Raw genomic sequence first — 25,563 nt, 5'->3', positions numbered from 1 at the left:
CAACCCTGGGGGAGGTCGGCGAACGACCATGCACGTCACGCATCTTTCGCTGGCCGACTTCCGCTCGTACGCCCGGGTCGAAGTTCCGCTCGACCCGGGCGTCACCGCCTTCGTCGGCCCCAACGGGCAGGGCAAGACCAATCTGGTCGAGGCGGTGGGCTACCTCGCCACCCTCGGCAGCCACCGCGTCGCCTCCGACGCGCCCCTGGTCCGTATGGGTGCCGAGCGGGCCGTCATCCGGGCGCAGGTCAGACAGGGCGAGCGGCAGCAGCTGGTCGAGCTGGAGCTGAACCCCGGCCGGGCCAACCGGGCCCGTATCAACCGGTCCTCGCAGGTCAGGCCGAGGGACGTGCTGGGGATCGTACGGACGGTGCTGTTCGCGCCGGAGGACCTCGCGCTGGTCAAGGGCGATCCCGGTGAGCGGCGCCGGTTCCTGGACGAGCTGATCACCGCGCGCTCCCCGCGCATGGCGGGTGTGCGCTCCGACTACGAGCGGGTGCTCAAGCAGCGCAACACGCTCCTCAAGACGGCCGCGCTGGCGCGTAGGCACGGCGGCCGCTCCATGGATCTGTCCACGCTCGACGTGTGGGACCAGCACCTCGCGCGCGCGGGCGCCGAACTGCTCGCCCAGCGTCTGGATCTGGTCGCCGCGCTGCAGCCGCTGGCCGACAAGGCGTACGAGCAGCTGGCCCCCGGCGGTGGTCCGATCGCGCTGGAGTACAAGCCGTCCGCGCCCGGCGAGGCGCACACGCGCGAGGACCTCTACGCCCAGCTGATGGCGGCTCTGGCGGAGGCGCGCAAGCAGGAGATCGAGCGGGGCGTCACCCTCGTGGGGCCGCATCGGGACGATGTGATTCTCAAACTCGGTCAGCTGCCCGCCAAGGGGTACGCCTCCCATGGCGAGTCCTGGTCCTACGCCCTCGCCCTGCGCCTGGCCTCGTACGACCTGCTGCGCGCGGAGGGCAACGAGCCGGTGCTGATCCTGGACGACGTCTTCGCCGAGCTGGACGCCCGCCGCCGTGAGCGGCTGGCCGAACTGGTCGCGCCCGGCGAGCAGGTGCTGGTCACCGCCGCTGTGGACGACGACGTACCGCATGTACTGGCCGGCGCCCGCTATGCGGTGGCCGACGGGACGGTGGAGCGCGTATGAGCACCGACGAATCCGCCCCGAAGGACCCGAAGGACCCGAAGAAGTCACCGGAGCCCTCCGGTGTCGACCTCGCGCGCGTGGCGTTGCGCGCCGCGAAGGAGCAGGCACGCGCGCGTGGGGACGCGGCGCGGCAGAAGAAGCAGGCGAGGCGCGGCGGCGGTCTGCGCTCCGGCGCGCGTGCCGACGGACGCGACCCGATGGCGCTCGGTGCGGCGATCAACCGGCTGCTCACCGAGCGCGGCTGGGAGACGCCGGCCGCGGTGGGCGGCGTCATGGGTCGCTGGCCGCAGATCGTCGGCGAGGACCTGGCCAAGCACTGCGTGCCGCAGCGGTACGACGAGGACGAGCGGGTGCTGTCCGTGCAGTGCGACTCGACGGCGTGGGCGACCCAGCTGCGGCTGCTGGCCCCGACCCTGGTCGCCCGGCTCAACGAGGACCTCGGCCACGGCACGGTCCGTCTGCTCAAGGTCAACGGTCCCGGTGGTCCCGCCCGGCGTTACGGCCCGCTCAGGGCTCCGGGGAGCACGGGTCCGGGCGATACCTACGGGTGACGTACCTCACGTCACCCGGTTGATGCGCGGCGCCGTCGCACCCCCTGTCGCACCCCCGTGCGCAGGTGTGGATCACGAGCTGACCCCCCAGTAGCCAAGGGTTGACGGCCCGAAGCGCTGAGTGGCGCTGTGAGCCGCTTGGAGCCCCCTTCCGTATATCGGTACCCGGCCGAGACCGGTTGAGGGCGGCACATGCGGACTCAGGTACCGGCAAACCCCCATCACTGTCGGCGCTACCGGTAGACTGGAAGCCAATCCCGCCCCAATCGTGGGGACCGCCCGGGAAAAGCTGAGCAACGCTGATCAAGGCTTACCAACGCAACATGCCGCAGCCGCTCCGGCAACCCGCCGACGAGCCCGGCTCGTGCTGTGCCAGAAAGGGCGCTTCGTGGCCGATTCCGGCAACCCCAACGAGAACATCCCGTCCACCGACGCCGGCGTGAATGCCGAGGCCACCGCCTCCGCGTCCTACGACGCCAGCGCCATCACCGTGCTCGAAGGGCTGGACGCGGTCCGCAAGCGGCCCGGCATGTACATCGGCTCCACGGGCGAGCGCGGTCTGCACCACCTGGTGTACGAGGTCGTCGACAACTCGGTCGACGAGGCGCTGGCCGGCTACGCGGACACCATCGACGTGACGATCCTCCCCGACGGCGGTGTGCGCGTCGTCGACAACGGCCGTGGCATCCCCGTGGGCATCGTCCCCTCCGAGGGCAAGCCGGCCGTCGAGGTCGTGCTGACCGTGCTGCACGCGGGCGGCAAGTTCGGCGGCGGCGGTTACGCCGTCTCCGGCGGTCTGCACGGTGTGGGTGTGTCCGTCGTGAACGCGCTGTCCACGAAGGTCGCCGTCGAGATCAGGACCGACGGCCACCGCTGGACGCAGGACTACAAGCTCGGCGTCCCGACGGCCCCGCTCGACCAGCACGAGGCGACGGACGAGACCGGTACCTCGGTCACCTTCTGGGCCGACCCGGACATCTTCGAGACCACCGAGTACTCCTTCGAGACGCTGTCGCGGCGCTTCCAGGAGATGGCGTTCCTCAACAAGGGTTTGACGATCAAACTCACTGACGAGCGCGAGTCGGCGAAGGCCACCAGCGGTGCGGACGAGGCGGGTGCGGACGAGAAGGCCGAGGTCAAGTCGGTCACGTACCACTACGAGGGCGGCATCGTCGACTTCGTGAAGTACCTCAACTCCCGCAAGGGAGAGGCGGTGCACCCCACCGTGATCGACCTGGAGGCCGAGGACAAGGACAAGAGCCTGTCCCTCGAGGTCGCGATGCAGTGGAACAGCGGCTACACCGAGGGCGTGTACTCCTTCGCGAACATCATCCACACGCACGAGGGCGGTACCCACGAAGAGGGCTTCCGCGCCGCGCTGACCTCGCTGATCAACAAGTACGCGCGCGACAAGAAGCTGCTGCGCGAGAAGGACGACAACCTCACCGGCGACGACATCCGTGAGGGTCTGACCGCGATCATCTCGGTCAAGCTGAGCGAGCCGCAGTTCGAGGGCCAGACCAAGACCAAGCTGGGCAACACGGAGGCCAAGACCTTCGTGCAGAAGGCGGTCTACGAGCACCTCAACGACTGGCTGGACCGCAACCCGGTCGAGGCCGCGGACATCATCCGCAAGGGCATCCAGGCGGCCACCGCGCGTGTGGCGGCCCGCAAGGCCCGCGACCTCACCCGCCGCAAGGGCCTGCTGGAGTCGGCGTCCCTGCCGGGCAAGCTCTCCGACTGCCAGTCCAACGACCCCACCAAGTGCGAGATCTTCATCGTCGAGGGTGACTCCGCCGGCGGCTCGGCCAAGTCCGGCCGTAACCCGCAGTACCAGGCGATCCTCCCGATCCGCGGCAAGATCCTCAACGTCGAGAAGGCCAGGATCGACAAGATCCTGCAGAACCAGGAGATCCAGGCGCTGATCTCCGCCTTCGGCACGGGCGTGCACGAGGACTTCGACATCGAGAAGCTCCGCTATCACAAGATCATCCTGATGGCGGACGCCGACGTCGACGGCCAGCACATCAACACCCTGCTGCTGACCTTCCTGTTCCGCTTCATGCGGCCGCTGGTCGAGGCCGGGCACGTGTTCCTGTCCCGTCCCCCGCTCTACAAGATCAAGTGGGGCCGGGACGAGGTCGAGTACGCGTACTCCGACCGCGAGCGCGACGCGCTGCTGGAGATGGGCCGCCAGCGCGGCAAGCGGGTCAAGGAGGACTCGATCCAGCGCTTCAAGGGTCTCGGCGAGATGAACGCCGAGGAGCTGCGCGTGACCACCATGGACATCGAGCACCGCGTCCTCGGCCAGGTCACCCTCGACGACGCCGCCCAGGCCGACGACCTGTTCTCGGTCCTGATGGGCGAGGACGTCGAGGCCCGCCGCGCGTTCATCCAGCGCAACGCCAAGGACGTCCGCTTCCTCGACATCTGAGTCGGTCTCAGCTGACCGCACCAGGAAGGATCTTGACCAGCAATGGCCGACGAGAACACTCCAGTCACCCCTGAAGAGGGCGGCGACGCGATCGTACGCATCGAGCCCGTCGGGCTCGAGACGGAGATGCAGCGCTCGTACCTCGACTACGCGATGTCCGTCATCGTGTCCCGCGCGCTGCCCGACGTCCGGGACGGTCTCAAGCCCGTCCACCGCCGTGTGCTGTACGCGATGTACGACGGCGGCTACCGCCCCGAGCGCGGCTTCTACAAGTGCGCCCGTGTCGTCGGTGACGTCATGGGTAACTACCACCCGCACGGCGACTCCTCGATCTACGACGCCCTGGTGCGCCTCGCCCAGCCGTGGTCGATGCGGATGCCGCTGGTGGACTCCAACGGCAACTTCGGCTCTCCGGGCAACGACCCGGCGGCCGCCATGCGCTACACCGAGTGCAAGATGGCGCCGCTGTCGATGGAGATGGTCCGCGACATCGACGAGGAGACCGTCGACTTCACGGACAACTACGACGGCCGCTCCCAGGAGCCGACCGTTCTGCCCTCCCGCTTCCCGAACCTGCTGATCAACGGCTCGGCCGGTATCGCGGTCGGCATGGCGACCAACATCCCGTCGCACAACCTGCGCGAGGTCGCGGCCGGTGCCCAGTGGTGTCTGGAGAACCCGGAGGCCTCGCACGAGGAGCTGCTGGACGCGCTCATCGAGCGCATCAAGGGCCCGGACTTCCCGACCGGCGCGCTCGTCGTGGGCCGCAAGGGCATCGAGGAGGCGTACCGCACCGGCCGCGGCTCCATCACGATGCGCGCGGTGGTCGAGGTCGAGGAGATCCAGAACCGCCAGTGCCTGGTGGTGACGGAGCTGCCGTACCAGGTCAACCCGGACAACCTGGCGCAGAAGATCGCCGACCTGGTGAAGGACGGCAAGATCGGCGGCATCGCGGACGTCCGCGACGAGACGTCGTCCCGTACGGGCCAGCGCCTGGTGATCGTCCTCAAGCGGGACGCGGTCGCCAAGGTCGTCCTGAACAACCTGTACAAGCACACCGACCTGCAGACGAACTTCGGCGCCAACATGCTGGCGCTGGTCGACGGCGTGCCGCGCACCCTGTCCCTGGACGCGTTCATCCGCCACTGGGTGACGCACCAGATCGAGGTCGTCGTCCGCCGGACCCGCTTCCGGCTGCGCAAGGCCGAGGAGCGCGCCCACATCCTGCGCGGTCTGCTGAAGGCCCTGGACGCCATCGACGAGGTCATCGCGCTGATCCGGCGCAGTGAGACCGTCGACGTCGCGCGCACCGGCCTGATGGGCCTCCTGGAGATCGACGAGATCCAGGCGAACGCCATCCTCGAGATGCAGCTGCGCCGGCTGGCCGCCCTGGAGCGCCAGAAGATCGTCCAGGAGCACGACGAACTCCAGGCGAAGATCCGCGAGTACAACGCGATCCTTGCCTCCCCGGTCCGCCAGCGCGGGATCGTCAGCGAGGAGCTGGCCGCGATCGTCGAGAAGTACGGCAACGACCGCCAGACCAAGCTGATCCCGTACGAGGGCGACATGTCCATCGAGGACCTGATCGCCGAGGAGGACATCGTCGTCACCGTCTCGCGCGGCGGTTACGTCAAGCGGACGAAGACGGACGACTACCGGGCGCAGAAGCGCGGCGGCAAGGGCGTGCGCGGCACGAAGCTGAAGGAAGACGACATCGTCGACCACTTCTTCGTCTCCACCACGCACCACTGGCTGCTCTTCTTCACCAACAAGGGCCGGGTGTACCGGGCGAAGGCGTACGAGCTGCCCGAGGCCGGCCGGGACGCGCGCGGCCAGCACGTGGCGAACCTGCTCGCCTTCCAGCCGGACGAGGCGATCGCCGAGATCCTCGCGATCCGCGACTACGAGGCGGCGCCGTACCTGGTCCTGGCGACCAAGTCCGGCCTGGTCAAGAAGACGCCTCTGAAGGATTACGATTCGCCCCGCTCCGGCGGTGTGATCGCGATCAACCTGCGCGAGCGCGAGGACGGCTCGGACGACGAGCTGATCGGCGCCGAGCTGGTGTCGGCCGACGACGATCTGCTTCTGGTCAGCAGGAAGGCACAGTCGATCAGGTTCACCGCCTCGGACGACACCCTGCGCCCGATGGGCCGCGCCACCTCCGGCGTCAAGGGGATGAGTTTCCGCGAGAGCGATGAACTTCTGTCGATGAATGTTGTTCGACCCGGTACGTTCGTGTTCACTGCGACGGACGGCGGGTACGCGAAGCGGACCGCCGTCGACGAGTACCGCGTCCAGGGTCGCGGCGGCCTCGGCATCAAGGCCGCCAAGATCGTGGAGGACCGTGGTTCTCTCGTCGGCGCGCTGGTTGTCGAGGAGAACGACGAGATCCTCGCGATCACCCTGTCCGGCGGTGTGATTCGTACGCGAGTCAACGAGGTCAGGGAGACGGGCCGTGACACCATGGGCGTCCAACTGATCAACCTGGGCAAGCGCGATGCCGTGGTCGGTATCGCACGTAACGCCGAGGCGGGGCGCGAGGCGGAGGAGGTCGACGGCGAGGATGCCGTGGACGAGACCGCCGAGGGTGCCGCGACCACCGGCACGGACGAGGGTGAGGCGCCCTCGGCCGAGTAGCACGAGGAGTGAGTCATCGTGAGCGGAGCCACGGGCGCGGGATCGGCCGGTACCTCTGTGGGTACGGAAACGGACGGCGGCGGCCGTGGCTCCGCCGCGCGTGCGGGGGACCCGCACACGACCCAGCTGCGCAAGATCGACGCAGGCAAGGCCGACTCGTCCTCGCCCGACACGCATGGATCCCAGGGGGGAACTGTGACGGACACCCGTGGCGCGCAGGCCCAGCCCGGCCCCGCCGAGCGGCAGCAGGCGTCCCCGCTGCCCGGCGAGCGCCGGCCCGAGCCCGCCGAGCCGTACCACCCGCCGCAGGCCTATCCGGCGCAGGCCCCGACCGGGGCCGTGCGCCGGCCGCGCACCGGCGCGAAGACCGCGCCGCGCACGCGCAAGGCGCGGCTGCGTGTCGCCAAGGCCGACCCGTGGTCGGTGATGAAGGTCAGCTTCCTGCTGTCCATCGCGCTCGGCATCTGCACGGTCGTCGCCTCGGCGGTGCTGTGGATGGTCATGGACGCGATGGGCGTGTTCTCGACGGTCGGCGGCACGATCTCGGAGGCGACGGGCTCCAACGAGGCGAACGGCTTCGACCTCCAGGCCTTCCTCTCGCTCCCGCACGTCCTGACGTTCACGGCGATCATCGCGGTGATCGACGTGGTCCTCGCGACGGCTCTGGCCACCCTCGGCGCGTTCATCTACAACCTCTCCGCGGGCTTCGTGGGCGGCATCGAGCTGACGCTGGCCGAGGACGAGTGACCCCACCTGCCGGGCTCTCCTGACAGTCCCCCAACAACCGATTTTGGGACTGCCCCCCTCGTGCGCTAATCTTCAGGAGTCAGCGCGCGGGACACACACCGCAGAGCGCGGCGGGGCTATAGCTCAGTTGGTTAGAGCGCATCCCTGATAAGGATGAGGCCACAGGTTCAAATCCTGTTAGCCCCACAGAACGAAGACCCCCGGTCCACTTGGGCCGGGGGTCTTCGGCGTTCGAAGCTTCCGCGGCACGGACTTGGCAGTACGGCTTCCGCTTCACGGTACGAAAAAAGGCCCGACCGCTGGCGACGGGGGATGCACCAGCGATCGGGCTATGGCCAAGGGTAACAAGGTTGGGCGGCCTGCGGGAGATAACGGGTCTGTTGGTTGGGGTAGTTGGCTGATCTTGATCGGTCAGTCGGCGCACGGGGGGTCGTACGACAGGCGGGGGAGGTACTCGTGCCACCTCTCCCGGGTCAGAACGCCGCTGGTCACCGAGCAGATGTGCTTGATGGCCCGGTCGGCGTCCAGGCGCCACAGGCGGACCGTGTCGGCGCCGCTGGACACCCCGAGGACGTGGCTGTTGGGGCTGAAGGACAGGAAGTTGCCCGTCTTGGCGTAGGGGCTCATGGACTGGCCGATGGGGGAGGCCGAGGAGGGGTCGGTGACGTTCCACAGGCGGACCGTGTTGTCGTTGCCGCCGCTCGCCAGGGTGTGGCCGGACGCGGCGAACGTCAGGGACGTGACCGCCTCGGTGTGGCCGGTGAGCGGGGAGCCCAGCGCCCTGGCCGCGGCGGGGTCGGTGACGTCCCAGAGCCGTACGGTGTCGTCGTCGCTGCCGCTGGCCAGGGTGCGGCCGTCGGGGCTGTAGGCGAGCGCGTTGATCGGGCCGGTGTGCCCCGTGAGCGGGTGGCCGGTCCGGGTGGGACGGGCCGGGTCCATGACGTCCCACAGCAGGACGGTGCGGTCCGCGCTGCCGCTGGCGAGCGTGCGCCCGTCCGGGCTGAAGGCGAGGGCGTTGACGTAGCCCCGGTAGCCGGTGAGCGGCTTGCCGAGCGCGACGGCACGGGAGGGGTCGGCGACGTTCCACAGCTGGATGGTGTTGTCGTCGTAGGCGGTGGCCAGGGTGCGGCCGTCGGGGCTGTAGGCCATGGAGTTGTGGCCCGCGAAGCGGGTGTGCAGGGTGAGGGGCGGCCTGGCCGGGACCGGGTGGGCCGGGTCGGTGACGTTCCACAGGTACAGCGCCGCGTGCCCGGTCCGTACGGCGAGGGTGCGGCCGTCGGGGGAGAACACCAGCGCACGCTGGTAGCCGTCCGCGGGCATGAACGGTTTGCTCAGGGACATGGGCCGGTCGGGAGCCGACACGTTCCACAGCCGGACCCTGCCGTCGTGCGCGGACGTGGCGAGGACCTTCCCGTCCGGGCGGAAGGCCCCGCTGCGGCCGATCATGTCCTGCGTCGGTACCGACCACAGGCGGACCTTGCTGTCCCCGCTGCCGGTGGCGAGGGTCTTGCCGTCGGGGCTGAAGCCCAGGGCGTACATCTCGCCGCTGCTGCCCGCGAGCGGCTCGCCGACCTGCGAGGGGGAGGCCGGATCGCTGACGTTCCACAGGCTCGCGGTGCTGTCCGCGCTGGCCGCGGCGAGCCTCTTGCCGTCGGGGCTGAAGGCCACCGACCAGATGGGGCCGGTGTGCCCGGTGAGCGGGGAGCCGATCGGGGCCGCGTGCGCCGGGTCGGCGACCTTCCACAGGCGGATGGTGTCGTCCGCGCTGCCGCTGGCGAGGGTGCGGCCGTCGGGGCTGAAGGCCACCGAGTGCACGATGTCCGTGTGGCCGGTCAGCACCGTGGGCAGGGGCTTCGGGTGCCGGGGATCGGCCGTGTTCCACAGCCGGATGGTGTCGTCGTCGCCGCCCGCCGCGAGCGTGCGCCCGTCGGGGCTGAACGCCACGCAGCGCACCGCCGCCGTGTGGCCGCCCAGCGTGCGCAGCGGCTCGGGCCGGCTCGGGTCGGCCACGTTCCACAGCCGGACGGTGCGGTCCTCGCTCGCGGAGGCCAGCGTCCTGCCGTCGGGGCTGAAGGCGACCAGGTAGATCGTGCCCGTGTGGCCGGTCAGCGGCTTGCCCAGCGGCACCGGGTGGGCGGGGTCGCGGACGTCCCACAGCCGGATCGTTCCGTCGTCGCCGGCGCTGGCCAGGGTGTGCCCGTCCGGGCTGAAGACCGCGCTGCTCACCCAGCTGGTGTGCCCGGTGAGGGGCTTGCCGAGCGGCTTGGGACGGCTGCGGTCGGCCACGTTCCACAGCCGGACGGTCTGGTCGTAGCTGGCCGTGGCCAGCGTCTTGCCGTCGGGGCTGAAGGAGGTGAGGTAGACGGCGCCGGTGTGGCCGAGCAGGGGGGTGGCCAGGGGCGCGTTCACGATCGAGATCAGACGGCTGTACGTCCCCTCGTCGTCCGGCCGCAGGCGATGGGCCACCAGGTCGAGCTGGGCGGCCAGCGAGGGGTCCGTGTGCTGGACCCGGTCCGCCTCGGCGAGCACCTGTTCGAACACGGCGTCGTCCCGCTGCTGCCACGCCACCACCGCCGAGCCGGCGGCGAGCACGGCGAGGACCACCAGCGCCGCCACGGCCCCGCGGCTGATCAGGACCGTGCGCTTGCGCAGCCGGACCGAGGCGGCCAGGAACTGCACCGCGCCGCGGGTCAGATAGGTGTCCCCGGCGGACTTCGCCCAGCCGCGGGCCTGCTCCAGGCGGGAGCCGCGGTAGAGCAGCGAGCTGTCCCGGGCCGAGGCCTCCCAGGCGCGGCCGTCCTCCTCCAGCCGCTGGCGCACCAGATGGTCGCTGCGGTCCTCGTCGATCCAGTGGCGCAGCCGCGGCCAGGCGTGCAGCAGCGCCTCATGGGTGATCTCCACGGTCTCCGCGTCGAGCGTCACCAGCCGGGCGCGCACCAGCGCCTCCAGCGACTCCTCCGTCTTGCCGGGGTCCGCCGACTCCTGCGCCAGCTGGCGCCGTGTCCCGCGCCGGCGCGTGGCCTGGGTGTCCTCGCCCAGCCGGACGAGGCGCAGCAGGAGCAGCCGGGCGGCCGTGCGGGCGGCGGGGTCGAGGCTGGACCAGGCGCGCTCGGCGGTCGCCGCGACCGCGCCCTGGATGCCGCCGGCCGCGCGGTAGCCGGCCAGGGTCAGCCGTCCCGACTTGCGGCGCTGCCAGGTGGCGAGCAGGGCGTGCGAGAGGAGCGGGAGCACCCCGGAGTCGTGCGCTCCGCGCGGGCCGTCGGCGCTCACCTCCCGCACGATCAGCTCGGCCAGGCCCGGTTCCAGCTCCAGTCCCACGGCCTTGGCGGGTCCGGTCACCGCCTCGCGCAGCTCGGCGGTGGTCAGCGGCCCGAGCACCATGTGCCGGTGCTGCAGCGCGTCGGCCAGCTCCGGGTAGCCCAGGCACTGCTCGTAGAAGTCGGCGCGGATACCGAGGACGACGAGGACGGGGGCGGGGGCGTCCGTCGGCGAGTCGGCGGGCGGGGTGCAGGCCGCGTGCAGGAACTGGAGGAAGGTACGGCGGTTGGGCTCGTCGGGGCAGAGGGTGAAGGTCTCTTCGAACTGGTCGACGATGATGACCGGGCGCCCGCTGCCGGCCACGGCCACGGCCGTGGTCGGGGATGCGTCCGCGGGGGTGACCGGGGGTGCGACCGGGCGGGTGGCCGGGGAGGTGCCGGCGCGGGAGGTCCGGGATGCGTCGGCGGAGGTGGCCGGGGATGCGTCGGCGCCGGCCGTAGCGGTGTCGCCCGGTGCCCCCTCGTCCGGGGACGTCTCCCTGCGCGCCCACGCCGTGACGGCTTCACGCACCGCGTCGGCGAAGTGCGGAGCGTCGGATCCCGGTGCCGTCGGGTTCTCCGCGGCCTCCTCCTCGGCTTGCCGGGCCTCCGCCGCGAGGGAGGCGAGTTCCGGGATGCGGCGGGTCAGCTCGCCGAGCGGATCGGCGCCCGGCACGAGCTGGAGCACGGCGCTCGGCCGGCCGCTGCCGTCCCCGAGCGCGCCGCCCCGCACCGCGGGCACCAGACCGGCGTTCAGCAGCGACGACTTTCCGGCACCCGAGGCGCCGACGAGCATGATCAGACCGCCCGACCGCTCCGCGGAGTGCAGTTGGGCCACGAGGGCCTCCGTGCTCCGCTCCCGCCCGAAGAACCAGCGGGCGTCCTCCTGGCGGTAGGGAGCCAGACCCCGGTACGGGCACACCCCGCCGGCGACGGGCGGGGCCTCGGCCGATGGCCGCCGGTTCTCCTCTGGGGGCACCGCGGGGCGCTCGCCGGCCGGGTCGGCCAGCGCGCGCTCCCACAGGCGCTGCCACTGCGCGATGTCGTACAGGCCGCCGGAGACGGGAACGGGCCGTGCGCGCCGGGCCTCCGGGATCAGGATCTGCAGGACGGCCGCGAGGGCGGCGAACTGGGCCGGTACGTTCTTGGCCCGCCGCCAGTCGCTGATGCGCTGGGCGGACACCCGCACGGGCCGCCCGCGCTCGTCCACCCGCTGCAGCCGTACGACCGCCTCGGACACGCTCTTGAGGGGAGGGTTGCCCGCCTCCTTGTACAGCAGCGCGAGGCGCTCGGCGAAGGCTATGCGTGTCCCTGAGTCGGAACCCAAGGTCCCACCCCTTACTCCCCCCGTGTCTGGACGTCCGGACCGGAAAACTCACCCTATACGGCTGACCTGCGGTTACACCGTGGTCCGGAGACCGGAACCTCCTCGTCCTGGACGACAAATGGCAGGATCACGACGCGGTATCCGGCTCGTCACACACCGTCCGGACAGGCCACCTGCACAGCGCTCGGAGAGACAGCAAGGCAGCGAACGTTCTCGGTCAACTTCCGCCGAGGACGCCGGCGACATCCAGACGACATCACGGACGCACTTCGGACACGCACTTCGGTCCGTGCCGACACGCCGACGCGGCACGGGTCGACGAACACCCGCTCCGTTCGGCACCGGCCCCCACGTGGGGAGGGGCCGGTGCCGAACGGGCCGGGTAACAGCTCCCTCTAGGACAGGCCCTGGGCGATCCACCCCGCCGCGCCGGCGGCGGCGACCGCGCGGCGTTCGGCCTCGTCGGCCGCGGCGTTCAGCGCCGCGTTCCGGCCCGGCGCGGTCCCGCCCGCGGCGGCAGCCGCGGCCTGGGAGGCGGCCAGGGCGGCGCGCAGGGCCGAGGCGGCGCCGGGGGTGTCGTGCGACGCGGCCACCTGGGCCGCCAGAGCGGCCGCCGCAGCGGCGTTCCGGGCGCAGCGGGCGTCCGCCGCGGGATCGGGCGTACTCGCGGCCAGGGCGTCGAGCGATCCGGCCGACAGCCGCAGCGCGGCCCCGGCCCTGCCGACGGGACTCGTCGGGACGAGCTGGGCGGCCTCCTGGGTGATGCCCGCGTGGCGGCAGGTCGCGACGGCACGGTCGTACGCGCTGTGGGCGCGGTCGGCGTGGATCCTTCTCAGCGCCGCCGCCGATGTCGAGGTTCCGGTGACTGCCTCTTCGAGTCCGCTCATTTTCGGTCTCCCTCTGTCGGGGACGGGGCGCGGGCAGGGTGCCATGCCGGCCGTGAAGAGACCAGAAGCGCGCCACGGATCGCGCCGTGGATCGCATCTCGGATCACCCTGGAAACCTGACGGACCGTCAGCTAAGGTCGGCCCGCCTGCCGTTCCCGAAGGGGTGAGTGCCATGGTGAACCGTCCTGATCGTCTTGATCACCCTGATTGCCCGCAACCTCCCGGTGTCCCGCGTTGGGTCGCGATGTTCTACCAGCCGTCCAAGGCCGCTTGGCAGGTCGGCGCGGAGTCCCCCGAACGGACTCCGGTGCTGTACGCCGTGGGGGACATGGCCCAGACGGTCCGCGCGCGCGGAGACGTGGTGACGGTCGCGCTGTGGGGCCCGCAGGACGGCGCCTGGCACCGGGTCGACACCCCGGCCGCCAAGCCGTCCGCGCCCGAGCCGTCCCCGGAACGCCCCGCGGAACCGGTCAAGCTCGCCGAGCGCATGTCGGACCGCCGCCACCAGGTGCTCATGGCCGGTCTGAGCAAGGCGGGTCTGTACGACCTCTCCCCCGAGGACGCGGAGGCGGTGCGGGCGCTGGTCGACCGGCTCGACGAACCGACGGTCCGCCGGGTCGCCCACTGGCTCTCCACCGCGGGCGGGCCGCGGCGCGGCTAGGAAGCACCGGTTCGCCGGACGGCCCACAGGGCAGTGACGTCCTGAAGTCACTCAAGGCTGGAGGACGTATGAAGGTCTCCGTCGACCGCGGCGTGTGCTACGGCTCTGCCGAGTGCGCGCACCGGGCTCCGTCCGTGTTCGCGTTCGAGGACGGATACGGGGTCGTCCGGCCCGGCAGGGACAAGGCCGGAGAGGATCCTCAGGTGCGCGAGGCGGCCGAGAAGTGCCCCTCACAGGCCATCGTGCTCACCGAATGAGACACGACGGCACCCGGTGAGACACCGCAGGTCCCGGTGAGACACCGCAGGTCCCAGTGAGACACCGCGGCTTCCGGTGAGACACGACAGCTCCCGCTCAGCCACCGGCCGGGTAGGTCCACCCGAAGTCCGCCAGCGCCCGCGCCCTGGCCTCCGCCACGGCCATGCGCGCCTGCCGCTCGGCCGGGTCGACATGCGAGGCCTGGCCGGTCGCCTGCCCCTCCCACTTCCGGTACAGCAGCCCCACCTCGGCGGAGAACCAGCCGCGGCTGACCGCGTTCAGCGCCAGCAGCAGGCCCGTGTCCTCGGAGGCGGGCAGGGCCATCCAGCCGCCCAGGGCCGTCAGCAGGTCCCGGCGGACGAAGAGGGTCGCCGGATGGACCTGGGCCCGGAACCCGTTCTCCCGCCAGAAGCTCAGGACCGCCCCGCGCTCGACCGGGCCCTCGTCCGGGTCGCCGGGGAAGCCGGCCGTGGTGCCGTCGGGCAGCAGGTCCAGGACCCGGGAGGTCGTCCAGCCGATCGTGCGGTCGGCCTCCAGCACGGCCAGGTCGCGGGCGAGGGTGCCGGGCGGGAGCTGGTCGTCGGCGTCCAGGACCTTCACGTACTCGCCGCCGGCGTGCGCCAGCGCGATCGTGCGGGCGATGCCGGGCCCGCCCGGCCGGCCCTGGCGGAAGCTCACCCGCTCGTCGTCCGGGACGTACGGGCGGACCGCGTCCGTCGCGCCGTCCTCCTGGATCACCCAGTCCCACTCCCAGCCGTCCGGAAGCCATTGCTCGCACAGGGACTTGTGGGCCTCCGGCAGGAAGCGGGCGGACGGGGCGTGGACAGCGGTGACTACGGTGATGCGCCTGGGCACGGCGGCATTCACCACCTTTCCAGACGCGTGGTGAAGAACAGTTCCGTACGGTCGCCGGGCAGCACGACGTCGGAGACGTCCACGACCCGGCCGCGGGTGTCGTACGAGGTCTTCCGGACCAGGATCACCGCCGTCCCGGCCGGCAGCTCCAGCTCCCGGGTCTCCTCCGGGGTCGGCGGACGCGCGGTGAACCGTTCCTCGACGCGCTCGATCTCGACGCCCACGGTGGCGAGCTGGTGGTGGGTGCCGCCGGGCCAGGGCTCCTTGGACGCGTCCAGCAGGTCGGGGTTGGCCGCCGCCACGGCGTGCAGGAGATAGGAGGTGACCAGGCTGAAGGGGGCCGTCTCCGCCGCGCACCGGGTGCGGTAGCTGCGTTCGAGGAGCGCCGTACCCTCTGTCACCCCGAAGGCCTCGGCCAGTTGCCCGGGTGCCTCGATCGTGCGGTACCGCGCGAGGAAGACGAGGTCGGCCGGTACCAGACCGGTGTCGTGCTCCGTGGCGCCGGCCGCGGCCCGGGTGGTCCGGGGCTGCCTGGCCCGGTCCTTCTCCCACTGGTGACGGCCGTTGTCGCGCACCACGGGGGTGCGAGGACGCCGTACGAACGTGTCGCGCCCGTGCTGCCTGTCGTCCGTGAACTCCTCGTAGGCCTGGGGCACGCGTCCAGGCTACGACTCCTGAAGAGGACCTGACGACTCGGCGGGCGTGGTGCCCGTGAACAGCGCAAGACCCCCGGCCGAGCCCGGCCGGGGGTCTGTCCGTGTCGACTGATGCGTACGCAAGTCGCCGTGATGTCGAAACGTCTGCGCTCCTGCGTGCTGCCGTGTTTCAGCAGTCGAGGGGGGCTGTCAACCAGGGCGCCGCGTCCGTCTCCGCTTCCGTCTGGTTCAGGGGCCGGTGCCGGCAGCTGGGGGACTTTCCGTGGGCCTCGGCCCGGATCCGCTGCTTCATCGTGGGGGGCAGTGACCTGCCATGGGACCAGGTCCAGGGGCTCATCGCCGGGATCGTCGGGACCGTCCGCTGCGCGGTGGCGCCGCGCGGGCTCTCGGTCCGGGGTGCGGCCGTCGCGGTGGTGGCGGTGACGAGTCCGAGCGCCGTGCACAGCGCGAGGAAGGCGGTGACGATGGCGGTCCACAGCTTCATGACCCTGTTTCCGGTCATGGCCCCTCACTTTCGGGTTGGGCGATTTGCGTACTTTCCTCATGATGTGTATGTGGGCCGCGAAGTGGTGGACCTACGCCCGTGGCGCGTCGATGTTCAGATGAACACCACACGGATGGGTGCAAGCAGGTCGGAAAACCGCCAAAACCAGGTGAGGGAGAGCGAAGGGGGAGCAAAGTCACGGTCCGTGGAGGTGTGATCACCCTCCGATCGGAGCGGCGCCGACCTGGCCTATTGGGCTGCCGGAGGCGGGAGTTGGGCCCCGACGCAGGTCACCGATCGATATCGGTCGGTGTGTATAGTCGGGCGCCAGAGGTCCCCTACGTCAAGGAAAGACGAGGTCGCGCGGTGAAGAAGCTGCTCCTGGTCGCACTGGCCGCCATCGGCGGGCTCCTCGTGTACCGCCAGATCCAGGCGGATCGCGCCGAGCAGGATCTGTGGACGGAGGCGACTGACTCCGTGCCCACGGGTTCGTGAGTACCGATCCAGAATCTGATCAGACCCCGGCCGCCCGCGCGGTCGGGGTTTTGTGTTGTCCGGGCGGGGCCGTCGTCATGACTCGAATTGCGGGTCATCGAGAGCTGGTGTAGACGGCGCCGGGACACGCCGGGACACAGGACCGGGCGGTACGGGCGTTTCGGACGGCCGTACGGATTCCCCGGATGGCGCAGGGGCGCTCGGGGCAGGATGGGCCACGGTCGGGTACGGAGCGACAGGGGGTGGCACGTGCGGGGGCGAGGCCGTACGACGTGGTGGCGGCGGGGCGGCCGGGCAGCTGTCGTGACCGCCGTCCTGTGCGCCGTCGCCGCGCTGCCGGGCGGGATCGCGGCGGGCAGCGAGCCGGGGACGTACGCCTTCGCACCGGACGCCCTGCGGGTCACCGGCGCGGCGAGCCCCGCGGACGCCCCGCGGCTGACGCCCGGCCGGACCTACCGCAGCTCCCTCCCCAGGAACGGCAGGCTCTACTACCGCCTCGACCTCGCCACCGCGACGACCACGACGTACGTCCCCGTCACCGCCGTACCCCCCGCCCACGCCACGGTCACGGCCACCGACGGCATCCGTGTCTCGGTCCAGGACGCCTCAGGCAGCTCCTGCGCCAACGCCTCCGCGCTCTTCGGCGCCGCGCGGAGCCCCCGTCCGGTCACGGCCCTGGCCGAGCGCGAGCCCGGCCGGACGCTGTGCCCGGGCGCGGGGACGTACTACGTGCGCGTGGAACGCGTCGACTCCGGTACGGCGGAGGCGGCGCAGCGCTGGGACCTGGAGATCAAACCGGTCACGGAACCGCGCCTGACCAAGACCGGGCCCACCACCGCGCCCCGGTGGGACTCCGCCTCCCCCGAACCCCTCGCCGGCGACCCCCGCGACCGGACCGGCGGCGCCGGCTTCGTCACCGCCGCCCCACTCGGCGAAGGGGTCTGGCGGACCCGCATCACCCCGGGCCGGACCCTCTTCTACAAGGTGCCGGTCGACTGGGGCCGCCAGGTGCACGCCGTCGCCGAACTCGACGGCTCCACGAGCGGCCACGGCTACGTCGGCGGCGCCCTGAACCTGTCGCTCTACAACCCCGTCCGCGGATACGTCGACGACGCCTCCCTCGGCTACACCGGAACCCGCAAGCCCGTCGCCCTCGCACCGCTGCCGCCCGTCGAGTACACCAACCGGTACGCCGTGCTCAGCGGGGAGAGCGCGATGCGCTTCGCCGGTGACTACTACCTGGTCGTGCACCTCAGCGAGCAGATGGCCGGGACGTTCGGGCAGGGGCCGTTCGAGGTGACGCTGCGGGTACGGCTCGACGGGCAGGCGCACGGCGGGCCCGGGTACGCCGGGCGGCCCGTGCCGGACGACGTCTTCACGCTCACCGAGCAGGACCGGGAGGCGGCGGCGACCGGGGGCAGCGGGGGCGGAGACACCGCGATGAAGGCGCTCGCCGTCGGGGGGATCGGCGCCGGGACCGTGCTGCTGCTGGTGCTGGGCGTCTGGACGGTGACGGCCCGGCGGGCTCAGACCCGGGTCAGCGCCCAGAAGCCCACGGCGTAGCAGGCCAGCGCGAGGAGCAGGATCGGGATCGCCGCCTTGGCCGGGGGGCCGGGGCGGCGGTCGGCGCGCCGGGCCCGGCGGCGGCCGTGTGCGCGGGGCGGCCGGGTCGGCTGTGCCAGAGGTGGAACCTGCGGGTCCTGAGCGGTGTACGCGGCGGTGGAGGTATCGATGCGTGGCCGCCCTTCCGGGACGGGGTGCCAGGACGCGTACGGCTGGGGGGAGGGCTGCCGAGGCGTGGGCGTGTGCGGGGCGAAGGCCGGGGGAGCGGTGGGCCCGGTAGGACCGGTGGCGGGGGTGGGCAGGGCGCCGTGCTGTGCCTGCTCGGCTTGGGCGTACGGCTGAGGGCTCGGGGTCGGCTGTGGGGGCGGGAGGTGGAAGCTCCCGGTGTCCGACATCGAGGCGGGCCCGGGGTGCGGCGTCCCGGTGTCGCCGCGGCGGGGATCGAGCGGGGTGTCGGCCGAGGCCGGCCCCACTGTGCTCCCTGTTCCCCCTGTGCTGCCCGTGCCGTCGGCGGTGAAGCCGGTGCCGGAGCCGGTGTCGGAGCCGGAATCGGCGGTGTCCGTCGTCTGCCGTGCTTCCCGTACCCGTATCCCGGACGCGCGCCTGAGCGGGCCGTCGGGGCCGAACCCGGGTGGCAGCGGACCGAGTTGGTCGAAGATCTCGATCAACTCGTCGTCGATGCCGGGCTCCGGCAGGAGTTCCGCGGCCGAGGCGAGCGCCTTGCGTGCTCCCGTGGCGGTGCGGAAACGGGCCGCTGGATCGGGCTGGAGCAGGGTGGCGACGACCTGCCAGAGCGGCTCCGGAACTCCCTTGGGCGGGCCGGGCGTTCCGTGCTCCACGAAGTACTGCACGAGCGCCTTGGCGTCGGGCTTGGCACCCTCCAGCAGATACAGGGCGACCAGGCCCACGGCGAACAGGTCGGCGGGGAAGTCCGGTTCGGCGCCCAGCATCTGCTCGGGCGCCAGGTAACCGGGCGTGCCCACCACGAGGTTGGTCTCCGTCAGCCGGGGCTCACCGAACCGCATGGCGATGCCGAAGTCGGACAGCCTCAGCCGCGGCCGGCCGGTGCCGGTGGCTTCGAGCAGCAGGTTGGCGGGCTTGATGTCCCGGTGGACGACCCCTTCCGCGTGCACCGCGGCGAGCCCCGACAGGAGCTGGTCGAGCAGGATGCACACGTACGCTGGCGGCAGCGGTCCGTAGTCGCCGACGAGGTGGACCAGCGAGCCGCCCCCGACCAGGTCCATGGTGAACAGGACCTTGTCGTCGTCGGCGGCCCAGCTGGCCGGGGCGAGGACATGCGGATGGTCGATGCGCAGCGCCTGTTCCCGTACGAAGCGCAGCAGTGAGTGGGCGTCGCGCTGCTGGAGCACCTTGGCGGCCACATAGCGCCGGCGCCGGTGGTCCCAGGCACGCCATACGGCACCCGCGCCGCCACGCCCGATCGGGTCGGCCAGCTCGTACCGGCCGGCGAAGACCTCACCCATGACCGTCCGCCGCTCCTCCCCCTAGCCCGGCATTCCCCCTGTCACCTTGTCCCCCCTCTACCCCCGTGCCCCCTGCATCCCCCCTCTTACGCCCCTTGGCCCGGCCCCGGACCCCCTCCGAGGAACCGGGCCCCGGGGTCAGTTCTGGTGGGACTGGTAGTGCGCGACCGCGTCCGAGGTGCGGCCGGCACCGTAGACCCGGAGGAACTCTGCCAGTTCGGGGTGGCTCGGGGCGAGGGTGTCGGCAGCGTCGATGATGTCGCCGGCGGCCGCCACCGAGCGGAGCAGCGACTGGATCTCGCGCACCACGCGCTTGACCGTCGGCGCCCCCGAACTGCTCGTGGTGTGCGTGGTGTTGCTGAGCACGGATCCCCCCTGGGACTTCTTGATCTCGTCCATACGGTCGGTCGCCTCGGCCGCGCTGACGCTGCCGTCCGCGACCTGGGCCGCCAGCTCCTGCAGCAGCTGCACCCGCTGGACCACGGCGGGATTGCCGATCTTTGCGCGCTGGCCGCTCATCAGCTGCGACAGCATCGGAGCCGACAGGCCCAGCACCGCCGCGAGACGGGCCTGGTTGAGCCCGAGATCGTCGATGAGCTTACGGAAGAGCGCCCCCAACGGCTCCCCGTACCAGTTCCGCTGCAGCTCCCGCGCTCTCGCGGTCGCTTCCTGCTGTGCGGCGTCCATTGCGTCTCCCCATCGCTTCCCCAAAAAATCCGCGGTTCGCTGTAGCGAACCACGTCGAGCATCTTACGGAGAGTGGTCATCCGCGGGGACCCCCAATCTTTTTGCGGGATACGGGGGGTGACCCGGTACTCTGGTCTGCGGCGCCCGCCGGAACGCGAGATCTCCGGCCGACGTCACCCTTCCCGGGGCCTTAGCTCAGTTGGTAGAGCGCCGTCTTTGCATGGCGGATGTCAGGGGTTCGACTCCCCTAGGCTCCACACCGAAAAGCCCCTCCCACCTGTACAAACGCAGGTCGGAGGGGCTTTTTTGCGTCAGCTTCCGGTGCGGGCCGTGAACGGGCAGGGCGTCCTGGAGCGCCAGGTCACCGCTTGTTCAGGCGCAGGGCGCTACGGCAGATCAGGTCGGCGACGGGGGCGGGCGCGAGGCGCAGCAGGGGGGCCGGTACCGCCCCGGGACCGCAGCGGTAGCGGCGGCGCGGCTTCGGTGCGAGGAGGGCCCGGCGCACGGTGCGGGCGACGGTCTCCGGCCCCGGCGGTGACCACGAGGCGATGAGCCGGCGGGCGGCCATGTAGCCGTGCGCGTACCGCGAGTCGGCCGGGAAGTCCGCCAGGCCCTTGGAGAGCATGGGTGTGTCGGTGAAGCCGGGCTCGATCAGGCAGGCGTGGACCCCGCTGCCGGCGATCTCCATGCGCAGGCTGTCGGTCAGGGCCTCCAGCGCGTGCTTGCTCGCGCAGTACCAGCCGTTGAACGGGACGGAGACCAGACCCCCGAGCGAACTCAACTGGACGATCCGTCCCTCGCGCCGGCGCCGCATGCCCGGCAGCACCAGACCGGTCATCCGGGCCACGCCCAGCAGGTTGACCTCCAGGGCGGCCCGGGCGTCCGCCTCGGCCACGTCCTCGAAGGCGCCGACCGGCGCGATTCCGGCGTTGTTGACCAGGGCCCAGGGGCCCCCGTCCGTCAGCGCGTCGATCTCCACGACGGCGTCCTGGCAGGAGCGCGGGTCCGTCACGTCGAGGAGGACGGTGTGCACGGTGAGGCCGAGTTCGGCCGCGGCGGCCGTGAGCTTCTCGGCCTTGTCGGGGGTGCGGGCGGTGCCGATGACATGGAAGCGGCAGGCGGCCAGGTCGAGCGCGGTGGCCTTGCCGATGCCGCTGGTGGCTCCGGTGACGACGACGGTCTTCAAGGGGCGGTCCTTGCGGTCCTTGCGAGGAGGGTGGTGGGGCGGTCCGGGGTCGGGCCGACGCCACCTCTCAGGGGCTTGACCGCCTTATGGGCCACTATGTCTCATGCGGAACCTGATATCCGTTTTGGACACGTCTGACGTTTGGTGCGAGCCGACGTGCGTGATCGCCCCCTGCCAGGCCCGCAACAGGCCGTGGGGCGGGCGACCCGCACGTCGTCCGCCCCACGGCCCGTTACGGCACCAGGCCGGTGCCGGCCGCCTCAGTCCGTGTCGTCGCGGTCGGCGGCGTCCTCCTCGGCCTGCTTCGCCTGGACGTCCGGGTCCAGCACCGATTTGCCGGTGCCGTCCACCGAACTCAGCCGGCCGGACTCCGGCACCTCCGTCGCGGCGGGCGGCTCCACCAGCCAGTCGGGGTTGGCCTGCTTGTCCCACCACTTCCAGGCACAGAACGCGGCACCCGCCACCAGGCCGACCAGCGCCAGCACCTTCACGGCACGGCCCCTGCGGGAACGCCGCTCGTTCCTGCGGGCCAGCTTCTGGATCTCCTGCGCCGAGACCTGACCGCGCAACGCGACCAGCGCGGCGGCCCCCCGCGCGGCGGCCTCGTCCGCCACCGGAGCGGCCGCGGCCATCGCGTGCTCGATCCTCGGACGCGAGTACTCGGCCGCCTGCCGGGCGGCCCTCCGGGTCAGGTCAGCGGCCTCCTGAGCTGCCAGGTCCACCTTCGGCGGCACATGCGCGAGGGCCTGCTCCAGCCGCGGGGCGAGCCGGGCGTCGTACTGCACACGGGCCTGTTCGGCGGCCTGCGACACCACCGGTGCCAGCCGTACGCGTGCCTCCTGCGCGTAGAACGCGGCACGCTCCTTGGCCGTGTCGGCGTAGGGCGCCACCACTTCCGCGGCGTGCAGCACGCTGTCCTTCGCCGAGCCGGTCGCGGCGCGCACGCTGTCGATGCGGGTCACGGGTTTCCTCCTCCTCGGTGGCGTACGGTAATTCGCCTTTCCATACTTTTACGGATCATGCCCGTCAACAGCCCGCGCGGCGCGCGAGGTCGGGCATATGGGTGCAACAAGGGCTCCCTGTCGACCCTGCCACGAATCGCCGCCGGGCGCTCCCTTCCCGGCGGAACTCACCGGCGGCCGGGCGTCGCCGGCCCCGCACCGTGCGAGGATCGGGGAGTCACACGAGGACGACGGAAGGCACACCGTGGCCGAGCAGCTCTACGCCACCCTGAAGACCAACCACGGCGACATCGTGGTGCGGCTGTTCCCGAACCACGCGCCCAAGACGGTCAGAAACTTCGTCGAACTCGCTCAGGGCGAGCGTGAGTGGACCCACCCGGGCACCGGCGCGGTGAGCCACGACAAGCTCTACGACGGCACGGTCTTCCACCGGGTCATCGGCGGCTTCATGATCCAGGGCGGCGACCCGCTGGGCAACGGCATCGGCGGCCCCGGCTACGAGTTCGCCGACGAGTTCCACCCCGACCTGCGCTTCGACCGGCCCTACCTGCTCGCCATGGCCAACGCGGGCCCGGGCACCAACGGCTCCCAGTTCTTCATCACGGTCAGCCCCACCCCGCACCTGAACCGCAAGCACACCATCTTCGGCGAGGTCGCCGACGCCGCCAGCCAGAAGGTCGTGGACGCCATCGCCCGCGTGGAGACCACCCGCCCGAACAACCGGCCGGTCGACGACGTCGTCATCGACACGGTCGTCGTCGAGACGCGCGAGAGCTGAACCCGGGTACACCCCGGACCCCGGACCCCGCCCCAGGGAACCAAACGCCCCGCTCATCCGTAGGGAAGAGCGGGACGGGGTAGGGGCCGGGGGACGAGTCACGACCAGCAAGGGGATCTCATGGAACAGGCCGAAGGCAGCACGCAGGACGCCCGCAGCCTGCCCGGGTGCTACCGGCACCCGGACCGCGAGACCGGCGTGCACTGCACCCGCTGCGACCGCCCCATCTGCCCCGAGTGCATGGTCAGCGCCTCGGTCGGCTTCCAGTGCCCCGAATGCGTCCGCGAAGGCTCCGGCACGGGGCACACCCCAGCCGCGTCCCGGCCGCGCACGGTGGCGGGCGGGACGGTCACGGCCGACCCCCGGCTGCTCACCAAGATCCTCATCGGGATCAACATCGCGGTGTTCCTGGTGCAGCTGTCCGTGGGCGACCGCTTCACCAACCGCTTCGAGCTGATCGGCCACGCCTACACGTACTACCTCCCCGGAGTGCAGGGCATCGCCGAAGGCCAGTACTACCGCCTGCTGACCGCGATGTTCCTGCACGGCGGCTACGCCCACATCGCGTTCAACATGCTCAGCCTGTGGTGGATCGGCGGCCCCCTGGAAGCCGCCCTGGGCCGCGCCCGCTACCTCGCCCTGTACTTCGTCTCGGGCCTGGCCGGCAGCGCACTCACCTACCTGATCGCCGCGCCCAACCAGCCCTCGCTCGGCGCCTCCGGAGCGATCTTCGGCCTCTTCGGCGCGACCGCGGTCCTGATGCGCCGGCTCAACTACGACATGCGGCCGCTCATCGCCCTGCTGGTGATCAACCTGATCATCACCTTCAGCCCGGGGATGAACATCGCCTGGCAAGCCCACATCGGCGGCCTCGTGGCCGGTGTCATCACCGGCTACGCCATGGTCCACGCCCCGCGGGAGAAGCGGGCGCTCGTCCAGTACGGCACCTGCGCGCTCGTCCTGGTCGTGGTCGCGGTCATGGCGCTGGTCAGGACCGCTCAGCTCACCTGATACCGAACCGTTGTCCACAGCGTGTGCCGGATCTTGTGCATACGGTGGGGGAACAGCTGTGCCCCCTGTCGCTCGGATGTGTTTCCGCAGGTCGGACAGGGGGCGAACGGATGTATGAGGGCCGGTAGGGCAGTCACACCGGCGTCAACGTCCGATGGGTTATCCACAGATCGTCTTTCTTTTTCCCCACTGTGGACAACTGCTGTGGATAACTCAGTGAACAGCCCTGGGCAGAGCTAGCGCGGACCCGCTACTTCCACTGCGTGGAGACGCCGAACCCGGCCGCGATGAAGCCGAAGCCGACCACGATGTTCCAGTTGTCCAGGCTGTCGATCGGGAGCGAGCCGTCCGTCACGTAGAAGACGACGATCCAGGCCAGACCGATGAGGAACATGGCCAGCATGACCGGCGCGACCCACGCGCGGTTGGTCAGCTTGATGGCCTGCCCCTGCTTCACGGGCGGCGGCGAGTAGTCGGCCTTCTTGCGGATACGTGACTTCGGCACGAGGGTCTCTCCTGTCGATGCGCTGCGTGGCCGCGCAGGTAACTGGGTCGGTCCGGGGCAGCGTACAAGGGGACACTTAGCTCTCCCCCGGGCGTCCGTTAGCGTAGTGCTTCCGCGGCGCCGAAGGAGATAAGGGTACGTTGAGCAATTCTGCCGACTCCCCCGGGACGGGATCAACGGGTTCCGGCCCGGCGCGTGGACTTCGCTTCCGCCCGGTGCGGATTCTCACGGCCGCCGTGTTCGCGCTGGCCGGGCTCATCTTCTTCACCAGCTTCAACACGGCCAAGGGCACCGACATCCGCCAGGACGGCTCCCTGCTGAAGCTCTCCGACCTGATCCAGGAACGCAGCCACAAGAACAAGGGGCTGGACGAGTCCAACGCGACGCTGCGTGACAACGTGGACGCGCTCGCCGAGAGCGACGACGGGAGCAGCAAGGCCCAGGACGAGAAGCTCAGGGGGCTGGAGAACAGCGCCGGCACCCAGAAGCTCACCGGCAAGGCGATCACCGTCACCCTGAACGACGCCCCGCCGAACGCGACCGCCAAGCTCCCCGGCTACCCCGAGCCGCAGCCCGACTACCTGGTCATCCACCAGCAGGACCTGCAGGCCGTGGTCAACGCCCTGTGGCAGGGCGGGGCCGAGGGCATCAAGGTCATGGATCAGCGGCTGATCTCCACCAGCGCGGTGCGCTGTGTCGGCAACACCCTGATCCTCCAGGGCCGGGTCTACTCGCCACCGTACAAGATCACCGCGATCGGGGATCCCGGGAAGCTGCAGCAGGCGCTCGCCGCGAGCAAGGCGATCCAGACCTACATGGTGTACGTCAACGTCTACGGCCTCGGCTGGAAAGTCACCGAGGACGGGACGGTGACTCTGCCGGGCTACTCGGGCACAGTGGATCTGCACTACGCGAAGCCAGTGGAGTAGGTCCCCCTGTCAGGAGCCGC

At 71.1% G+C, this 25,563-nt stretch carries 22 protein-coding genes and 2 tRNA genes; 14 read left to right on the top strand and 10 right to left on the bottom strand.

The window, feature by feature from the left end:
* The first annotated feature begins 28 nt into the window (after positions 1 to 28).
* The 6 genes from recF (at position 29) to BEK98_RS23565 (ending at position 7,705) form a co-directional block, all read left to right on the top strand.
* A complete protein-coding gene (recF, locus tag BEK98_RS23590) occupies positions 29 to 1,150 on the top strand; it encodes a DNA replication/repair protein RecF (RefSeq protein WP_094218646.1) in 1,122 nt (373 codons plus the stop codon).
* On the top strand, positions 1,147 to 1,701 hold the full coding sequence (locus BEK98_RS23585) for a DciA family protein (protein ID WP_094218645.1): 555 nt from the start codon (positions 1,147 to 1,149) through the stop codon (positions 1,699 to 1,701). The genes recF and BEK98_RS23585 overlap by 4 nt, the downstream gene beginning before the upstream one ends.
* 364 nt (positions 1,702 to 2,065) lie before the next feature.
* Positions 2,066 to 4,135, top strand: coding sequence for a DNA topoisomerase (ATP-hydrolyzing) subunit B (gene gyrB, locus BEK98_RS23580; protein WP_094218644.1), 2,070 nt, complete (start codon positions 2,066 to 2,068; stop codon positions 4,133 to 4,135).
* 42 nt (positions 4,136 to 4,177) lie between these two features.
* The gene (gene gyrA, locus BEK98_RS23575; RefSeq protein ID WP_094218643.1) at positions 4,178 to 6,772 is read left to right on the top strand and encodes a DNA gyrase subunit A; all 2,595 of its coding nucleotides are present in this window, start codon (positions 4,178 to 4,180) and stop codon (positions 6,770 to 6,772) included.
* Positions 6,773 to 6,790: 18 nt separating this feature from the next.
* Positions 6,791 to 7,519, top strand: a complete 729-nt coding sequence (locus tag BEK98_RS23570; protein ID WP_094218642.1) for a DUF3566 domain-containing protein — start codon at positions 6,791 to 6,793, stop codon at positions 7,517 to 7,519.
* Between the two features lie 112 nt (positions 7,520 to 7,631).
* Positions 7,632 to 7,705, top strand: a tRNA-Ile gene (locus BEK98_RS23565).
* A 225-nt stretch (positions 7,706 to 7,930) separates the two neighbouring features.
* Here the strand turns inward: BEK98_RS23565 and BEK98_RS23560 are convergent.
* Positions 7,931 to 12,142, bottom strand: coding sequence for an NACHT and WD repeat domain-containing protein (locus BEK98_RS23560; protein ID WP_094218641.1), 4,212 nt, complete (start codon positions 12,140 to 12,142; stop codon positions 7,931 to 7,933).
* 395 nt (positions 12,143 to 12,537) lie between these two features.
* Positions 12,538 to 13,029, bottom strand: coding sequence for a hypothetical protein (locus tag BEK98_RS23555; protein ID WP_094218640.1), 492 nt, complete (start codon positions 13,027 to 13,029; stop codon positions 12,538 to 12,540).
* Between the two features lie 244 nt (positions 13,030 to 13,273).
* On the opposite strand from BEK98_RS23555, the gene BEK98_RS23550 reads away from it, so the two are divergent.
* Both BEK98_RS23550 and BEK98_RS23545 read left to right on the top strand, forming a co-directional pair.
* On the top strand, positions 13,274 to 13,690 hold the full coding sequence (locus BEK98_RS23550; protein WP_094218639.1) for a hypothetical protein: 417 nt from the start codon (positions 13,274 to 13,276) through the stop codon (positions 13,688 to 13,690).
* A 68-nt stretch (positions 13,691 to 13,758) separates the two neighbouring features.
* Positions 13,759 to 13,947, top strand: a complete 189-nt coding sequence (locus tag BEK98_RS23545) for a ferredoxin (protein ID WP_094218638.1) — start codon at positions 13,759 to 13,761, stop codon at positions 13,945 to 13,947.
* A 97-nt stretch (positions 13,948 to 14,044) separates the two neighbouring features.
* Here BEK98_RS23545 and BEK98_RS23540 read toward each other — a convergent pair whose 3' ends face one another.
* From BEK98_RS23540 to BEK98_RS23530, 3 genes are all read right to left on the bottom strand, one after another.
* Complete coding sequence (locus tag BEK98_RS23540) at positions 14,045 to 14,803, bottom strand: glycosyltransferase family 2 protein (protein WP_094218889.1); 759 nt, start codon at positions 14,801 to 14,803, stop codon at positions 14,045 to 14,047.
* An 8-nt stretch (positions 14,804 to 14,811) separates the two neighbouring features.
* Complete coding sequence (locus BEK98_RS23535; RefSeq protein ID WP_094218637.1) at positions 14,812 to 15,459, bottom strand: GntR family transcriptional regulator; 648 nt, start codon at positions 15,457 to 15,459, stop codon at positions 14,812 to 14,814.
* A 169-nt stretch (positions 15,460 to 15,628) separates the two neighbouring features.
* Positions 15,629 to 15,961 (bottom strand): DUF6344 domain-containing protein, encoded by a 333-nt coding sequence (locus BEK98_RS23530; RefSeq protein WP_094218636.1) that lies wholly within the window; start codon positions 15,959 to 15,961, stop codon positions 15,629 to 15,631.
* Positions 15,962 to 16,309: 348 nt separating this feature from the next.
* Between BEK98_RS23530 and BEK98_RS50100 the strand changes: the two genes are divergently transcribed.
* Positions 16,310 to 16,438, top strand: a complete 129-nt coding sequence (locus BEK98_RS50100; protein WP_003999697.1) for a DLW-39 family protein — start codon at positions 16,310 to 16,312, stop codon at positions 16,436 to 16,438.
* 210 nt (positions 16,439 to 16,648) lie between these two features.
* Entirely contained in the window at positions 16,649 to 18,001 is a 1,353-nt protein-coding gene (locus BEK98_RS50095) for a hypothetical protein (protein WP_244201945.1), read from the top strand.
* Here the strand turns inward: BEK98_RS50095 and BEK98_RS23515 are convergent.
* Entirely contained in the window at positions 17,965 to 19,485 is a 1,521-nt protein-coding gene (locus BEK98_RS23515) for a serine/threonine-protein kinase (RefSeq protein ID WP_094218633.1), read from the bottom strand. The genes BEK98_RS50095 and BEK98_RS23515 overlap by 37 nt on opposite strands.
* A gap of 138 nt (positions 19,486 to 19,623) precedes the next feature.
* Complete coding sequence (locus BEK98_RS23510; RefSeq protein WP_094218632.1) at positions 19,624 to 20,172, bottom strand: helix-turn-helix domain-containing protein; 549 nt, start codon at positions 20,170 to 20,172, stop codon at positions 19,624 to 19,626.
* Positions 20,173 to 20,356: 184 nt separating this feature from the next.
* Here BEK98_RS23510 and BEK98_RS23505 point away from each other — a divergent pair.
* Positions 20,357 to 20,429 (top strand) — tRNA-Ala (locus BEK98_RS23505).
* A gap of 104 nt (positions 20,430 to 20,533) precedes the next feature.
* Here BEK98_RS23505 and BEK98_RS23500 read toward each other — a convergent pair.
* Together BEK98_RS23500 and BEK98_RS23495 are read right to left on the bottom strand one after the other, a co-directional pair.
* Positions 20,534 to 21,358 (bottom strand): SDR family oxidoreductase, encoded by an 825-nt coding sequence (locus BEK98_RS23500; protein WP_094218631.1) that lies wholly within the window; start codon positions 21,356 to 21,358, stop codon positions 20,534 to 20,536.
* A gap of 260 nt (positions 21,359 to 21,618) precedes the next feature.
* Positions 21,619 to 22,320: a DUF5324 family protein gene (locus BEK98_RS23495; RefSeq protein ID WP_094218630.1), complete on the bottom strand. Its 702-nt coding sequence runs from the start codon at positions 22,318 to 22,320 to the stop codon at positions 21,619 to 21,621.
* Between the two features lie 244 nt (positions 22,321 to 22,564).
* On the opposite strand from BEK98_RS23495, the gene BEK98_RS23490 reads away from it, so the two are divergent.
* Both BEK98_RS23490 and BEK98_RS23485 read left to right on the top strand, forming a co-directional pair.
* A complete protein-coding gene (locus BEK98_RS23490; protein ID WP_094218629.1) occupies positions 22,565 to 23,098 on the top strand; it encodes a peptidylprolyl isomerase in 534 nt (177 codons plus the stop codon).
* Between the two features lie 120 nt (positions 23,099 to 23,218).
* Positions 23,219 to 24,109: a rhomboid family intramembrane serine protease gene (locus BEK98_RS23485; RefSeq protein ID WP_094218628.1), complete on the top strand. Its 891-nt coding sequence runs from the start codon at positions 23,219 to 23,221 to the stop codon at positions 24,107 to 24,109.
* A gap of 250 nt (positions 24,110 to 24,359) precedes the next feature.
* Here BEK98_RS23485 and crgA read toward each other — a convergent pair whose 3' ends face one another.
* Positions 24,360 to 24,614 (bottom strand): cell division protein CrgA, encoded by a 255-nt coding sequence (gene crgA, locus BEK98_RS23480; RefSeq protein ID WP_094218627.1) that lies wholly within the window; start codon positions 24,612 to 24,614, stop codon positions 24,360 to 24,362.
* A 140-nt stretch (positions 24,615 to 24,754) separates the two neighbouring features.
* Here crgA and BEK98_RS23475 point away from each other — a divergent pair, with 140 nt between their 5' ends.
* Complete coding sequence (locus BEK98_RS23475) at positions 24,755 to 25,543, top strand: DUF881 domain-containing protein (RefSeq protein WP_094218626.1); 789 nt, start codon at positions 24,755 to 24,757, stop codon at positions 25,541 to 25,543.
* Positions 25,544 to 25,563 lie beyond the last annotated feature (20 nt).

Source organism: Streptomyces diastatochromogenes, assembly GCF_002242805.1.
In the GTDB taxonomy this organism is placed as follows: Bacteria; Actinomycetota; Actinomycetes; order Streptomycetales; family Streptomycetaceae; genus Streptomyces; species Streptomyces diastatochromogenes.
This window is presented reverse-complemented; position numbering and strand designations above follow the sequence as displayed.

Bases quoted from the DNA above. Each gene is read 5' to 3' on its own strand.
- recF (WP_094218646.1), top strand. From the start codon at position 29: ATGCACGTCACGCATCTTTCGCTGGCCGACTTCCGCTCGTACGCCCGG.
- BEK98_RS23585 (WP_094218645.1), top strand. From the start codon at position 1,147: ATGAGCACCGACGAATCCGCCCCGAAGGACCCGAAGGACCCGAAGAAG.
- gyrA (WP_094218643.1), top strand. From the start codon at position 4,178: ATGGCCGACGAGAACACTCCAGTCACCCCTGAAGAGGGCGGCGACGCG.
- BEK98_RS23555 (WP_094218640.1), bottom strand. From the start codon at position 13,029: ATGAGCGGACTCGAAGAGGCAGTCACCGGAACCTCGACATCGGCGGCG.
- BEK98_RS23550 (WP_094218639.1), top strand. From the start codon at position 13,274: ATGTTCTACCAGCCGTCCAAGGCCGCTTGGCAGGTCGGCGCGGAGTCC.
- BEK98_RS23545 (WP_094218638.1), top strand. From the start codon at position 13,759: ATGAAGGTCTCCGTCGACCGCGGCGTGTGCTACGGCTCTGCCGAGTGC.
- BEK98_RS23530 (WP_094218636.1), bottom strand. From the start codon at position 15,961: ATGACCGGAAACAGGGTCATGAAGCTGTGGACCGCCATCGTCACCGCC.
- BEK98_RS50095 (WP_244201945.1), top strand. From the start codon at position 16,649: ATGGGCCACGGTCGGGTACGGAGCGACAGGGGGTGGCACGTGCGGGGG.
- BEK98_RS23515 (WP_094218633.1), bottom strand. From the start codon at position 19,485: ATGGGTGAGGTCTTCGCCGGCCGGTACGAGCTGGCCGACCCGATCGGG.
- BEK98_RS23510 (WP_094218632.1), bottom strand. From the start codon at position 20,172: ATGGACGCCGCACAGCAGGAAGCGACCGCGAGAGCGCGGGAGCTGCAG.
- BEK98_RS23485 (WP_094218628.1), top strand. From the start codon at position 23,219: ATGGAACAGGCCGAAGGCAGCACGCAGGACGCCCGCAGCCTGCCCGGG.